This is a genomic window from Prevotella sp. CAG:592 (assembly GCF_000436015.1).
GTDB classification, from domain to species: Bacteria; Bacteroidota; Bacteroidia; order Bacteroidales; family Bacteroidaceae; genus Prevotella; species Prevotella pectinovora.
In genome coordinates this window covers 14,941-30,317 of the sequence record NZ_FR892586.1, presented here as the reverse complement: position 1 = coordinate 30,317, position 15,377 = coordinate 14,941, and the positions used below count along the sequence as shown (strand labels likewise).

The window sequence follows — 15,377 nt, the reverse complement described above, 5'->3', positions numbered from 1 at the left end:
TTGTAAAAGAACGATTTACTCTCGTTGGTTGCAACGAGGGAAGTTGTGCATGGGGGAGTATGGCAAACCTACCTGAGTAGTTACCGGGTTCAGGAACGACAGGCCATGCCGTAATGAATCAAAATATAAAAGATGGCGGCCATCGTAAGTTCATCTTGGTACAAATACCTCAGTTGACGGATGAAAACAGCAATGCTCGCCGTGCTGGCTACAAAACTATCAGCGAAATAACCATTGCCCGCAATAAAGCAGTAGTAGAAAAGTATCAGAAAGAAAGCGAAGGAAAAATCCTTGATGAGGAATACAAGCAGCAGCTTAAACAGTTAGGCTTCAAAGTCTTCACCTTGTCAAAGTCAAGTTTCCCCAGAACCGACTTTGCGCCAGACCCTACAAAGAACGAGGAGGAGAATCTTGCCCTTTTCCATGATTATATCAAGGAAAAAGAGTGGCAACTCAATCTTGCATTTAATGATGAAGAACTCATAACTGAGATTCTTATCAAGCAAGGTTTTATGCTCACCTATAAACTGGAAAAGCAAGACCGTTTTACCCAAAACACTGTTTATTGGGCAACAGATGGAGAAAAGGAAGCATACATCACCGTGGATGCAAATCTCAATGATGAAACTGTAGAATACTTCATGCAGCATACAGACAAGAAGTTTATCTGCATTGAGCGTGCTTTGGACACCACTAAGAAGTTCAATCTCAAAGAGAAAATGCAAGAGAAATTCTATGCTTTCTAAAGGTAAATTACAATGACAGAATTCGAACTACAACAATACCTCCTCCGCAAATACCCACAAGAGAATGCTCGCTGTGAATGGAAGGAATTTAAGAATCTGAAGAACTCGTTCTGTGGAGATGAGAAAAATGATGTGATCTCCTACGTGTCGGCTATCGCCAACATGGAGGGAGGACATCTTGTGATTGGTGTTAAGGACAAGACATTTCTCTTAGCATTGCCAAGAACACGCATCAACTGCCTTCTTACACAAAGGCAAAAGGATTGGATAAGGAGAGGTTGCGTCAAATGGTTCTACAATATCTCGGCAATGCTGGCAGTGAAGGTGCCAAGCGAGATAGTATATACGAATATCTGAAGGATGTGCTGCCACGGAATAAAACTGAAGAACAGCAAATTCGTATGCTTGGAGATTTGCTCAAAAGCATGAGTAAGGAGGGTATAATAAAAGCGGAAGGACGAACTTGGTATATCGTTCCTCAAATATAGCGAAATTCGACGGATTATAGCGGATTCGTCATAATTATAGCGAAAGAGTCGTTGTAAATCCGTCATAACTCGTACCAATCCGTCGAAATTCGACGGATTTTATAGCGAAGCCGACCGATTATCAAGGATTTGGTCGAAAAGCTGACCGATTTAGATGAACTTAAAATGCAAAGGATATGTTATTAGGAAACAAGATAAGGTCTCTAAGAGACGAACAAGGAGTATTGCAGCGTCAAGTGGCTGCATACTTAGAAATAGACACACCCATGTTCAGTAAGATTGAACGTGGGGACAGGCGAGCAAAGAGAAGCCAAGTAATTCAAATGGCAACATATTTCAAAGTGGACGAAAAGGAAATGCTCACCCTTTGGGTTGCCGACAAGGTTTTGGATGCTTTGGGGGATGAAGATGAATTGAAACTTACAGCCATTGAAACCGCCAAATCCAAGTTAATGGATGTAAATCACTAATTTACAGCAAACAATTCATTTTCTGATATAAAACAATGCAAGATTGATTTCTTGTAAGCAAAGGGAGCTTTATGGTATCATTTACGCTTGATGTCGTAAAGTTCCTTTTAATTTACAGGCACTTATAAAATACATACAGGTTCAAGTGCGGAGACAGGTTACAATAAGGCGCAAAGAGCGTCTGAATCTTAAGGTGACAGAACACTGCCGCCATACAAATCCGACAATGAAATGACAACAACAAAATTCCAAATACGATAATGAAAATAACGAGGACCATCCTGACCACCACTATTCTGTGCGCTACGCTGAGTGCCGCGGCGGGAGGGAAGAAGAAAAGCGTATTCATCCCAATGGACTACTCCACTTGTGGCTACCATGCCTCTGTGGGCGGTATTCCCGATGTGAGGAATGCCGTGTTCGTGGATTGTCAATCCGACGATACCGATGCCAGCCTCCGTCTGCAACGCGCCATCGACTACGTGTCGCGACTGAAGGCAGACAAGCAGGGACACCGTGGCACGGTGCTTATCGGCGAAGGCACGTTCTATCTCGACAAACCGTTGAGAATCAGTGCATCGGGAGTGGTATTGAGAGGTATGGGAAAACGGAAGACGAAGCTCGTGAAGCGTGGCACCGACCGCGGCGCCCTCGTATATATCGAGGGACAAAGCGCAATGACAAAAGGTGACACGATAATGGTGGCTGACCAGAAACTGGCTGCCGGAAGCCTGAACATCACGCTCTCCTCCACTGCCGGAATCAAAGTTGGCGAAAGGATAATGGTTTTCAGACCGTCTACCAAGGAATGGATAGAGAGTCTGGGATGCAATGACTTTGGCGGAGGACTCGACTACACGGGATGGAAACCATCCGACATCGACATGAAGTGGACAAGGACTGTGGAGAGCGTAAAAGGAAACGTAATAACCCTCGATGCCCCCATCACGATGGCTATAGACCAGAAATACGGAAGGGCTATGGTCATCACCTCTTATAATAAGGGGGAGATAACGGAATGTGGTGTGGAGAACATGACGCTCGCCTCTCAGCACAACGACTGGAACCCGAAGGATGAGGACCACTGCTGGGACGGGGTATGGATGAACAATGCCGGCGACTGCTGGGTGAGACGCACGGATTTTCTTCACTTTGCCGGCAGCGCCGTGAACCTGCAGAGGCAGACAAGGCGTATCACTGTTGAAGACTGCATAGCGAGCGAACCGGTGTCGGAAATCGGAGGCTGGCGCAGAAGGGTGTTCCTGACGAGGGGCGAACAGAATCTCTTCCAGCGATGCGTGTCGAAAGAGGGATTTCATGATTTTTCAGCCGACTTCGCTGCTCCCGGACCTAACGCCTTCGTGCAATGCGATGCCGAAGGGGCTCTGAGCTTCAGCGGCAGCGTGGGTTCATGGGCACCGGGACTACTGTTCGACGTGGTGAACATCGAGGGAGGCGACCTCTCGTTCCGCAATCTCGAAAACTGGCAGATGGGAACGGGATGGAACACGGCAAACAGCATGATGTGGCAGTGTACGGCATCAACGCTCTACTGCTATTCTCCTGACAAAGACAACCGTTCGAGCGCCAACGCCTGCTGGGGCACGATGACCGGCAACGGGGAATGGAGCGGCAGCAACGACGCCGTGACCCCGCGAAGCCTCTTCTACGACCAGCTGCAAAAGCGTGTGGGTGACAAAGGCAACAACGGTTATGTATATAACAGGAACATCACAGCATCGAGCAGTCCTACAATAGAGGTGGCACAGAGGCTCGCCATGGAATCGGTTACCACACCACGAGTGACGATAGAGATGTGGACTGACTCCATACCATACACTGCAAGCATCTCGGCAAACGGACTCAAGAACATCAACGACATAAAGTCAACAAACACCCACGGCAAATCACTGAAGGGCAGCGACGAGAAAACCATCAACAAGGCTTTTGCCATTTCAAACGGAAAGATGACATACGACGGCAGACTCATCGTCGGCAACCGATATGCCATACCTTGGTGGAACGGAAGGACGAAAGACAACTTCGTGGCAAAGGGTGCCAAACCTGCCATAACGAGATTCGTGCCCGGAAGGGAGGGCACAGGATGGACAGACCGCATCGACTCTGTGGTGACATTCTTGAAAGACAACGGATATGCCATGCTCGACAACCATTACGGACTATGGTATGACCTGCGCCGCATCGACCACGAAAGAGTGAAGAGAGCCGACGGCGACGTCAGCGCTCCATTCTACGAACAGCCTTTCACCCGCTGCGGCAAGGGCAGGGCGTGGGACGGACTGAGTCTGTATGACCTGACAAAACCAAACCTATGGTACTGGCAGAGGGAACGCGACTTCGCACAGGCTGCCGCCAAGGTGGGAATGCTGCTGTTCAACCAGAACTATTTCCAGCACAACATCATCGAGGCTGGCGCCCACTGGGTGGACGCTCCATGGCGACCGGTGAACAATGTGAACGGCACGAGCTTTCCAGAACCTGTACCTTTTGCCGGCGACAAGAGAGTGTTCATGGCAGAACAGTTCTACAACGAACAGGACCCTGCCCTGCGCCCACTGCACGAAGGATATATCCGCATGTGTCTCGACCAACTGAAAGACAACGACAACGCCGTGCAGCTCATCAGCGAGGAATACACCGGACCGCTACATTTCACACGCTTCTGGCTGGAGACTATAGCGAAATGGGAAAAGGAAACGGGCAGACACCCCATGATTGCCCTAAGCTGCACTAAAGACGCACAGGACTCCATTCTCGCCGACCCGCAGCTCTCAAAGGTTGTCGACATCATCGACATACGCTACTGGCACTACAACACCACCGGTCTTTGGGCTCCTCCTGCCGGCAAGAACATGGCACCAAGACAGTTCATGAGAAAGATGAAAGTGGGAAAGACCGGATACAAGGAAGCATACCGGGCAGTAAGAGAATACACAAGTATGTTCCCTGACAAAGCGGTAACACTATTCGCACAGCAATATCCGCAGTATGGCTGGGCTATACTGATGGCCGGCGGATCACTGCCAAACATACCGGTAGACGACCAGAAATTCCTATCCGACGTTGCCAAGATGAAAGTAGTGGACAACAACCAGACTGCATCGGGGGCTTATGATATGATAGGTGACGATGGCATTGGCTATGTGGTTTACAGCCATACCGACAAACCTCTCTGTCTGACTGTCTCCACTGGGCGCTACAACATATTCTGCATAGACAAAACCAGCGGCAGCATAAGGTCTGTGGCAAAGAAAGCAGCCATCAACGGAAGCTACACACTGACTGAAAGCAAGGCGGAACAGGTGTACTGGATAGAAAAGATATGAGAAAAAACATTGAAAACCGAATGACATAACGTCAGCGAAACATAACGAATTGATTAACGGGTATTGCAAAATGAAGTGCAATACCTGTTTTTTTTATAGAAAAACCAATTATTACCATAAAAACAGACTTGATATAAAACAATTGTGTCTTTACAATTAGTATCTTTGCAACAACAAATCTATAAAACTCTAAAACAAACTCTCCCGCTATGAGTGGGAACATTATAAAGCAGTATTTCTTATCAAACTATGGTAAACTTTTCGCAACTCTACGACAAACACGTGGACAGTCTGTTCTCGTTCGGATCTAAATTCACATCAGACCGCGAGCTCATCAAGGACTGCATACAGGACGTATTCGTAAAACTGTTCAACAAGAAAGAAACATTAGACAAGGTGTGCAACATCGAGTCTTATCTCTATGTCTCGCTCCGAAACCGCATCAACGACGAGTTCCGCCGCCAGGTGCGCCTGTCAGACGAGGAGATAACCGACTACAACACCCGCCGACTTGCCGAACAGAATAATTCATACGACTTCGAGAAGATGGAAGAGGAGAAGAGGCGTAACGAGGCAATGGAACAATACATCCACAACCTGTCGCCACGCCAGCAGCAGATTGTACACCTATATTATATAGAGCGTCGCAAATACGACGACATCTGCCAGATAATGGGCATCAGCTACCAGTCTGTGCGCAACCTGATGCACCGCAGCCTTAGCCGTATGAGAGAAATGGCTGCCGAGAACAATTGAGCGGACTGCAGACTGACATACTTGTCGATTTCTCTCAAAAAATATCTCAGTATATGAGTACATAGTCATAAAATCCTCGTCTTATAAGCGTAAAAACATTGAAATAATACTGCTCATTTAAGACTCGACTGAAGAATATGACTGACAAGTACACACAATACGGGAAACGACAGACAATGCCACAAAGCGGCATAGGAACAACAGTACCTCTGTCGAAAAAAGAAAAGGCGGACTTGAAAATGCGAATCCTGTTTGCATTGAAGTCCGACGCATGACAAGAATGAAATTTATATTACAACTCTATACCAATTATCGTTTTTCAGGATACAAACATAGCAGCCCCAACCGGATGTCAGGACTGGTCTGAAAAAGACACATTATTCACAGCCTGATACCGTATGGAGGAGAAATACTAATAAAAGAAGGTGGGAATATGCGAATATTCCTGCCTTTCTTTTTATATTTTGAAGAAATGCCGTAACTTTGGAGCCGAATCGGTCATCATGGAATGACTACATAAAAACGGCATAATGACCGTTTTGATGGTGGCCACAGAGTAATAAGACTACTGACAAACAACTACAAGAGGAATCATCATGAAAACCATAATATTGGCAATATTCTCATTGCTTATCCTGCCGTTGCATACTAAAGCACAGGCTACGGACATGACAGTGGATAGATACTCCACCGAAAACGGACTGCCATCCACTGCCGTCTATGGATCTCTCAGAGACCGCGACGGACTGCTATGGCTCGGCACATGGTACGGACTGATGTCGTATGACGGAACGAAATTCACGCAATATGCCACCCGACGCGACACCAAGTCGGACATACCGCCACGCAAGGTCATCACAATCGTGGAGGACAACAGAAACAACCTCTGGATAAGGACCACAGACAACCGACTCTTCCGATTCGACAAGACCACCGAACGCTTCAATGACATGTATTCGGAACTGAAAGGCGTGTCGAAGAACATGAGGGTGATAAAAGTACAGGCGATGGACAACGGCAACACGCTGCTATACACACGCGACAAGTGCCTATATGAGGTCTTCACAGACAAGGAAAACAACCCCGCTATCAAGCCCATATACAACTCACGCCACGACATCGACAGGACGACGATGAGACTCAAGCACAACGTGGTGGGCGAGACGGCTGACTACATATTCTGGCTGGGACCTAACTTCGAGGTAGCCACAATATCAAAACCCAAATCTCTCAAAGGCAAAAGGATGATCTCCCGACCGGGCAGAGGCATGAAGGCCACATGTTTCGGCATCGGGAACGGCTTGGTGATGATTGGCACGGCGAATGGCTATGCCATATCCATCAGCATGAAGACGGGACAGACACGCATCATACGCACCACCTCTACATCGCCCATAAACACCATCACTACGATAGGAACCCAAACGTATCTCTCTACTGCCGACGGCATTTATGACGTGAACGGGAAACTGGTTTCCGCCATAAAGACAAAGGCAGAAACGGCTTTCGCCGACAAGGAAGGGAAGCTCTGGATATATGGTCTCGCCGACGGACTGACCATGTTTGACCCAAAGACAAAGGCAACCGAACATTTTGCCACACCGATGGAAACAACGCTGGATGCCGTGAAATTCTGCGATGCCGGCGACAACGGACTCTTCGTACTGCTGCGCAACGGAAAGGTGTGGCGCTATGACAGGATAACGAAACGGATGGGCAGCATAGACAATATGCTGACATCAACATTCACCCAACAGCTCACTCCTACGTTCTTGAATGAACAAGAGAGTCCGTCATTCTCTGATATCAATATCGACAGAGACGGACTGCTATGGCTCTCGTCTACAAACAGCGGCCTGTTCAAGGTGCGCTTCCCACACCGACATATCTCCTATCTGCTTTCCTCGCTTCTGGCCGGCGACACCAACCCGAATGACAACAACTACGGAATACGCGCCCTGTACCAGAGCCGCGACGGACTACTGTGGATTGGCACAAGGCGGGGAAACGTGTACTGCGTGGATATGAAGACCAACAGCGTGGTGAGGAAATACAATGGCACGATGGGCATCGTATACAACATCATGGAAGACCGCAGCGGCAACATCTGGCTGGCATCTAAAGGTGGCGGACTGACGAAGGCCACTCCCGACAAAAGCTGTCAGCAGGGCATGAGACTGACCACATACAGACACAATGCCAACGACCGCTATTCGCTGAGCAACGACAAAGTGTATTACACCTTCCAGGACTCAAAGGGCAGAATTTGGGTATGCACATACGGCGGAGGTCTGAACCTCATAGCAAACAGAAACGGAAAGACAGTGTTCATAAACAAGAACAATGAACTGAAACAATATCCTCACAATGACCTGTATCTGAACGTGAGGCAGATAGCCGAAGACAACGACCACACGCTATGGGTGGCAACCACCGACGGACTGCTCTCTTTCGGTGCCGGTTTCAAGGCACCGAAAGACATCACGATAAACGACTACAGACGGGGCGACAACCCAACCGTAGTGGACAACGACATATTCTCCATATTCAAAGACAGCAACGGAAGCATCTGGCTCAGCATCTTCGGATGCAGCACGAACAGGATAATGGGCTACGACAAACGAAGCGGAAAGCTGCATCTTGAGAGCATGCGTGAAAACAACATGGTGGGCAACATAGTGTCTACTATGACCGAAGACCACCATCACCGCCTGTGGCTGACGACTGAAAACGGACTGACAAACATCAGCTTCTCTGATAGCGACCACTCGGTGAGGACATACGGATTCCTCGACGGAGTGATGCGCAACAAAGTGGAAGACAACAGCAGCATCTGTCTCTCCGACGGCAGGATTCTCATGGGCTGCAGGGAGGGAATAATAGTGTTCAGTCCTGACGAACTGGATAAGGATTCACGACATGATTACAAGACCATCATCGTGGACTTCAAGGTGCAGAACCGCAGCCTCGACAGCTTCTCCCCCGCCATCAGCGAGATGTCGCCACGATATGCCAAGGAGATAGTGCTCAACCACGACCAGAACATGTTCTCCATAGAGTTTACCACTCCGAACTTCATAGACAACAGCCGCACGACATTCAAATACATCCTCGACGGATATGAAAACGAATGGCACCTGAACGACAACAGCCGTCTGGCGTCATACGCCAACGTGCCGCCTGGCAAATACACATTCAGAGTGAAGTCTGTCTACGACGACTCACCAGAATGCACTATCCTCATCACAGTGCTGCCACCATGGTGGGCCACGTGGTGGGCATACACCATCTATTTCATCCTTCTGTGTCTTGCCATATTTGCCGGCATCAGACTCTCGCTATATATGATAAGGATGCGCAACGAGGTGTATATCAACGACAGACTGGCGGAACTGAAAATCAGATTCTTCACCAACGTGAGCCACGAACTGCGCACACCGCTCACTCTCATTAAATCGCCAATCGAGGAACTGAAACGCCACGAAACGCTAAGCAGCGAGGGTAAGGAATATCTGCAACTAATCGACCGCAACACTTCAAAGATGCTGCATCTCGTGAACCAGATTCTCGACCTCCGCAAACTGCAGAACAAGAAGATGCGTCTGCAGCTCTCTCATGCCGACATCAATGCCATTGCAGAGGCGTTCTGCACGGAGTACCGTCTCGCAGCCAAAGACCGCAACATCACGCTATCTTTCAATCTGCCCGAAAAGCCCGTCATGGCTTGGTGTGACGCCGAGAAGATTGCCGTAATAGTGAACAACCTGCTGAGCAACGCATTCAAATATACCGACCATGGCGGCAACATCGCCTTGACTCTGACTGCCGACTATGATGCCGACATCTGCCGCATCACAGTGAGCGACGACGGTGTAGGAATTCCGGAAAAGCAATTGGAAAAGATATTCGAGAGATTCTCTATGGCAGACAACGCCCAATCTTCTGACTCACACCAGCATGGAACGGGAATAGGACTCAGTCTGTCGCGCGAATTCACCGCTCTGCATCATGGCAGGATATGGGCGGAGAATCTTGCCGACGGCAAGGGAGTGGCGTTCACTCTCGAAATACCGATGAGCAAGGAGAAGTTCAAAGACGACGACCACGACATCCTGCTTGGCGACAATATCAATCCGCAGGATCTGACCTACGCCGGCGACACGGAAGGAATCAGCAGTGATGCCGCAGATAAGGCTGCCGCCAACGACGATACCCATTCTGAAGACCAGTACCGCCCTACACTTGTGCTCGCCGAAGACAACAGTGATCTCAGACGGATGCTGCAGCTACAGCTGAGCCACTCCTATCATGTGGTGACGGCTACAGACGGTGCCGATGCTCTGGAAAAGATTCTTGACGTGCATCCCGACCTCATCATCACAGACCTCATGATGCCACGTATGGATGGCGTGGAACTGCTGAAGAGAGTACGGCGTGACTTCAGCGTGAGCCATGTTCCGGTGATAGTGCTGACAGCAAAGAACGGCGATGACGACATGATGAAAGCAATCGCCACTGGTGCCAACGCCTTCATCACAAAACCTTTCAGCCACGAGATGCTTGCCACACGCATCCAGCAGCTGTTGCGCGAACAGAGCATATTCCAGCGCAAGATGGTGCTGCAGGCAAAGAACAGTGCAGAACCTGCCGCAAAGGGCAACGGATACGAGGACCATCTGGCAAAGAAAGACCTGCAGTTCGTTGACCGCATCCGCACTATCATAGAGGAGAACTTACGGAACAATGACTTCAACATCGACACGATAGCCGAGGGTGTGGGACTGAGCCGTTCGGCATTCTTCAAGAAGCTGAAGAGCCTGACGGGGCTCGCCCCCGTAGACCTCGTAAGGGAAATCCGTCTCGACAAGGCGGAGAAACTCGTCGTCACCACCGACAAGAGCGCTTCTGAGATAGCCTATGAAGTGGGCTTCAAGGAATCAAGCTATTTCGGCAAATGCTTCAAGAAGAAATTCGGCATGACACCATTGGAATATCGCAACAAACAAACAAGCAAAGATAACAATGTTAACATGTAGATATATTGTGTGCTTTACGGTTAAAAGATTTTAAATAAACGTGTATATATATACATATTTAAAATATAAGCAATACTTTTGAAGCGTATTTCATACAATCATAAAAAAGCAGGACTGAAAAAATTAAGAATCTATTAAACTTCAAAAACTAACGAAACATGAAGAAAATTTTTACTCTTGTATCAGTTGCGCTCTGCGCAATGAGTTTAAACGCACAGGAAGTGTGGAAGGCTGCAGACTATAATCTTGAGAACGTCGTACAGGGCGAAGCCACATCAAACATCTACGGTGGAGGCACTGCCGATGCCCCAGACACGAGCAAGCCGTCAACACTCAAGACTTTCATTATAACAGCTGAGACCGAAAACATGACCATGACAGCCGTTTCTACACCAAACGGCGTGAAAGAAGGCGACAAAGAACCCGTAGCATGGGAGCTTAAAGGCAAAGTGGACGGCAACGATGCACTTATTGTTGACGGATGCAACCCAAAGTTTGCACAGTATCTGATGGGCAAGGGAAACCCGGAGATAAGCCACTGGGAGTTTGACGAGGAAACAGATAACGGTACGGCACACCGCGTGTACGGCACATACTGGGAACCGGGCATGGATATGCCGCAGAAGGGTCTCTACTACAGATTCTCTGCAAAGAAATCAGGAACTCTCAAGGTTGCCATCTACGGCAACAAGAACCAAAACCCTACATACATTGTTGATGCCGACACGAAACAGCCACTCGCTCCTTCAACAATCGACGTTTCCATCTTCTACCAGAACACTGGCTTTGCCTTCAAGGGTAGCGTTGACACAGGCGACGCTGAATATCTGAACACTGGCAAGATGGCCGACGACTACGTTCTGCAGCACACCAACGGCATCACACAAAACCGTCCGGTTCTCGGATACGTTTCATTCCCTGTAGAGGCTGGCAAATCTTACCACATGTTCAACACAAAGAGCCAGATAGGTATCTACGGTTTCGAGTTTACAGTCGGAACAACAGGTATCAGCGACATCACTGTCAACAAGGCTAATGCCAATGCTCCTATCTACAACCTTGCAGGTCAGCGCGTAAACAACAATGCCAAGGGCATCCTTATCCAGAACGGAAAGAAGTTTGTTAAATAATTCAGCAATAACAATAATCTAATCCCTCTCATACCCAAACACTATGAGAGGGATTTTCATGTATAGGCAAATGGTTACACATCATTGTTGCCAACGTCATAAAATAAGCTAAAAGGATAATTAAAACAAACATAACAATTATGATTAGCAAAAAACTATTGTTGGCTGCGCTGACCCTCATGGTCGGCTCAGAGGCGGTACACGCACAGTACCCCGTAATCACACAAGAGGCAAAAGCGAAAATCGACTCATTGACAGCTGTTTGGACAGCCCATTCTGATTCTGCATGGGCTGTTGCATGGCCTATCGTCAAGGCTGAAGCTATGAAAGGACGCCATTATGTGCCTTGGGCTTCACGTCCATACGACCTGCGCCAGGCAAAGATTCCGGCATTCCCGGGAGCCGAGGGTGGCGGTATGTACACATTCGGAGGCCGTGGCGGAAAGGTTCTCACAGTAACAAACCTCAACGATGACGGTCCTGGCTCGTTCCGTTGGGCTTGTGAACAGGGTGGTGCACGTATCGTTGTCTTCAATGTATCAGGAAACATCGTGCTCAAGACTCCTATCATCGTACGTGCCCCTTATATCACCATAGCCGGACAGACCGCTCCTGGCGAGGGTGTACAGATTTCCGGAGAGTCATTCCAGGTCAACACCCATGACGTAATCGTCAGACACATGCGCTTCCGCCGCGGCAACACACACGTATGGTACCGTGAAGACTCTTTCGGAGGCAATCCTGTCGGTAACATTATGATTGACCACTGCTCTTGCGAGTGGGGACTGGACGAGAACATCTCGTTCTATCGCCACATGTTTGACCTCCATGACGGCAAGCCAAAGCGCAAGGTACCAACAGTAAACGTAACAATCCAGAACACCATATCAGCCAAGGCTCTCGACACATGGAACCATGCCTTCGGATCAACAATTGGTGGAGAGAACTCATCGTTCATGCGCAACCTCTGGGCTGACAACACTGGCCGCAACCCGTCTATCGGATGGGGAGGCGTGTTCAACTTCGTGAACAACATCATCTACAACTGGGTTCACCGTACTGCTGATGGTGGTGAATACTCTACAATGAGTAATTTCATCAACAACTACTACAAACCAGGACCTCTCACTCCAGAAGGCCCTATCAGCTATCGTATCGTAAAGAGCGAGAGCCGTAGCAACAAACTCTTCGATTATCCGCAATACGGACGAATATATGCTGCAGGCAACATCGTTGAAGGCAACGAACGCGTAACAAAGGACAACTGGGACGGCGGCATACAGATTGCCGACAAGGATCTTCCTAACGGTATTCCTGATGACGTAAAAGCACTGATGCACTCTGACGAACCGTTCACCATGCCTCACATGACCATCATTCCTTCTGATCAGACTTTCGATAAGGTTCTGTCAAACGTAGGAGCTACTTTCCCTTGCCGCGACATCGTTGACCAGCGCATCGTTGAGGAGGTTCGCACAGGACAGGCTTATTACGTAAAGAAACTTCCAAAGAAGAATCCATACGGAGATATGTGGGGACTCTCCGACAAATCAAAGAACGAAGAAGGCTTCTTCAAATACCGTCGTCTTGACAATGATTCTTACAAGCACGGAATCATTACCAGCATCGAGCAGATGGGAGGATTCCCTAAATACAAGAAGTACACTGCATGGAAAGATTCCGACGGTGATGGAATGCCAGACGAATGGGAGATTGCAAATGGTCTGAACCCCAACGACCCGTCTGACGCCAACCTCGACTGCAACGGCGACGGCTACACCAACATCGAGAAATACATCAATGGCATCGACACCAAGAAGAAAGTGGACTGGACCGACCTCCGCAACAACCACGACACTCTCGAAGGCAAGACAAGTCTGATGTAAAGAAAGAGTATACGAAAAGGTAACAAAACACACAAATGAATACAAATCCGCAAATCAAGCTCATTGGTCTGCGGATTTTTTATTTCAAACAGGCCATCAGACCGTTGGGGGGGTATCCTTTACGATACAGAAATCACGCCAAGACAAAATCTATTGTATACGGAAACCATTCACTAAATTTGCGAAATCAGAAAAGCAGCTGCTGTATTCTGAAAACAATACAATACCATCAAATCCCATTAAATCCTCAACCTATAGCACATATTCGCTATAGGTTGAGGATTTACAACTTTTAAACAACCTTGTTTAAAACAACCTTGTTTAAAACTATTTTTTTTCATATCTTTGCATGCGTAACATCAATCCTATCCAGTTATGGCAAAGAACTTTGAAACTCCATTTGTTTTCGGTGTTCGTGTAGAAGGCGATACTTTTACTGACAGAAAAGAAGAGACAGAACGACTGAAGGCTAACTTTAACTATGGCATCAACACCATATTGATTTCTCCACGCCGTATGGGAAAGACGTCGCTTGTCGACAAGGTATGCTCGCTCGTTAAAAGTGATGACATAAAGATTGCACATATTGACGCTTTCGGTTGTCGCTCTGAGATAGACTTCATCAATGCCTTTGCAACGGCAGTGGTACGTGCAACATCAACTAAATGGGAGGAATGGATGGAAAACACGAAAGTATTTTTAAGCAGGTTTGTCCCTAAGATAAGTTTCGGACAAGACCCTTTGACTGACTTTTCCATCTCTTTGCAATACAATGCAAGCAACAGTACAACAGAAGACGTGTTGAAGCTACCAGAATTGATAGCACAAGCCAAAGGCTATAGGATTATAGTGTGCATAGATGAATTCCAGCAGATTGGCGATTTCAACGACTCGTTGATATTTCAGAAGAAACTACGGGGAATATGGCAACTACAGAAACACGTTTCATATTGTCTCTACGGAAGCAAGAAACACATGATGGAAAAAATGTTCCAAGACCAGAGCTATCCGTTTTATCGCTTTGGAGACCTGTTTTATCTGAACAAGATAAGCGAAGAGGATTGGGTAGCATACATATGTGAGCGTTTCAAAATAACAGGAAAACATATATCTGAAGGACTTGCACACACCATTTGCACCGTGACAGACAGGTATTCTTCTTATGTACAACAACTGGCATGGCTTGTTTGGCTGAAAACCAAGACAGAAGTGACGGAATCTGATGTACAATACGGTATCAACCGTCTGCTCGATGCTTGTGAACCACTGTTCATCCAGCAGACAGAAGATCTTTCTGCCTATCAGATGAATTTTCTTCACGCCTTGGTAAATGGCGTACACACGGGATTCACACAGTCAGCGGTCTTGAACACTTACCGCTTGGGCACGGCCGCCAATGTGACAAGACTCAAAAAAACTCTCGTTGAGAAAGACCTCATCTCGCTCACTGCTCCTAAATATATGGAAATGTGTGATCCGATACTTGCCTTATGGCTGAAAAAGAGGGTTTGGAAAGAG

8 protein-coding genes and 1 pseudogene are annotated in these 15,377 nt (G+C 47.8%); all 9 read left to right on the top strand.

Annotation, left to right across the window (positions count from 1 at the left end):
• Positions 1-113 precede the first annotated feature (113 nt).
• Complete coding sequence (locus tag QVO99_RS06605; RefSeq protein WP_022316816.1) at positions 114-746, top strand: hypothetical protein; 633 nt, start codon at positions 114-116, stop codon at positions 744-746.
• A gap of 12 nt (positions 747-758) precedes the next feature.
• Positions 759-950, top strand: a pseudogene (locus QVO99_RS11140) (AlbA family DNA-binding domain-containing protein); the annotation flags it as partial.
• A gap of 460 nt (positions 951-1,410) precedes the next feature.
• The gene (locus tag QVO99_RS06595; RefSeq protein ID WP_022316814.1) at positions 1,411-1,704 is read left to right on the top strand and encodes a helix-turn-helix domain-containing protein; all 294 of its coding nucleotides are present in this window, start codon (positions 1,411-1,413) and stop codon (positions 1,702-1,704) included.
• A gap of 260 nt (positions 1,705-1,964) precedes the next feature.
• Positions 1,965-5,051 (top strand): DUF6298 domain-containing protein, encoded by a 3,087-nt coding sequence (locus tag QVO99_RS06590; protein ID WP_022316813.1) that lies wholly within the window; start codon positions 1,965-1,967, stop codon positions 5,049-5,051.
• Between the two features lie 249 nt (positions 5,052-5,300).
• Positions 5,301-5,807: an RNA polymerase sigma factor gene (locus QVO99_RS06585; RefSeq protein WP_022316811.1), complete on the top strand. Its 507-nt coding sequence runs from the start codon at positions 5,301-5,303 to the stop codon at positions 5,805-5,807.
• Between the two features lie 596 nt (positions 5,808-6,403).
• On the top strand, positions 6,404-10,843 hold the full coding sequence (locus QVO99_RS06580) for a two-component regulator propeller domain-containing protein (protein ID WP_022316810.1): 4,440 nt from the start codon (positions 6,404-6,406) through the stop codon (positions 10,841-10,843).
• Between the two features lie 158 nt (positions 10,844-11,001).
• Positions 11,002-11,973: a hypothetical protein gene (locus QVO99_RS06575; RefSeq protein ID WP_022316809.1), complete on the top strand. Its 972-nt coding sequence runs from the start codon at positions 11,002-11,004 to the stop codon at positions 11,971-11,973.
• A gap of 140 nt (positions 11,974-12,113) precedes the next feature.
• Positions 12,114-13,859, top strand: coding sequence for a hypothetical protein (locus tag QVO99_RS06570; protein WP_022316808.1), 1,746 nt, complete (start codon positions 12,114-12,116; stop codon positions 13,857-13,859).
• Positions 13,860-14,234: 375 nt separating this feature from the next.
• A partial coding sequence (locus QVO99_RS06565; RefSeq protein ID WP_044072679.1) for an AAA family ATPase occupies positions 14,235-15,377 on the top strand: 1,143 nt, incomplete at its 3' end.

What these genes read in the sequence shown, in the direction of transcription:
- QVO99_RS06605 (WP_022316816.1), top strand. Translation starts at nt 114, where the DNA reads ATGAATCAAAATATAAAAGATGGCGGCCATCGTAAGTTCATCTTGGTA.
- QVO99_RS06595 (WP_022316814.1), top strand. Translation starts at nt 1,411, where the DNA reads ATGTTATTAGGAAACAAGATAAGGTCTCTAAGAGACGAACAAGGAGTA.
- QVO99_RS06590 (WP_022316813.1), top strand. Translation starts at nt 1,965, where the DNA reads ATGAAAATAACGAGGACCATCCTGACCACCACTATTCTGTGCGCTACG.
- QVO99_RS06585 (WP_022316811.1), top strand. Translation starts at nt 5,301, where the DNA reads ATGGTAAACTTTTCGCAACTCTACGACAAACACGTGGACAGTCTGTTC.
- QVO99_RS06580 (WP_022316810.1), top strand. Translation starts at nt 6,404, where the DNA reads ATGAAAACCATAATATTGGCAATATTCTCATTGCTTATCCTGCCGTTG.
- QVO99_RS06575 (WP_022316809.1), top strand. Translation starts at nt 11,002, where the DNA reads ATGAAGAAAATTTTTACTCTTGTATCAGTTGCGCTCTGCGCAATGAGT.
- QVO99_RS06570 (WP_022316808.1), top strand. Translation starts at nt 12,114, where the DNA reads ATGATTAGCAAAAAACTATTGTTGGCTGCGCTGACCCTCATGGTCGGC.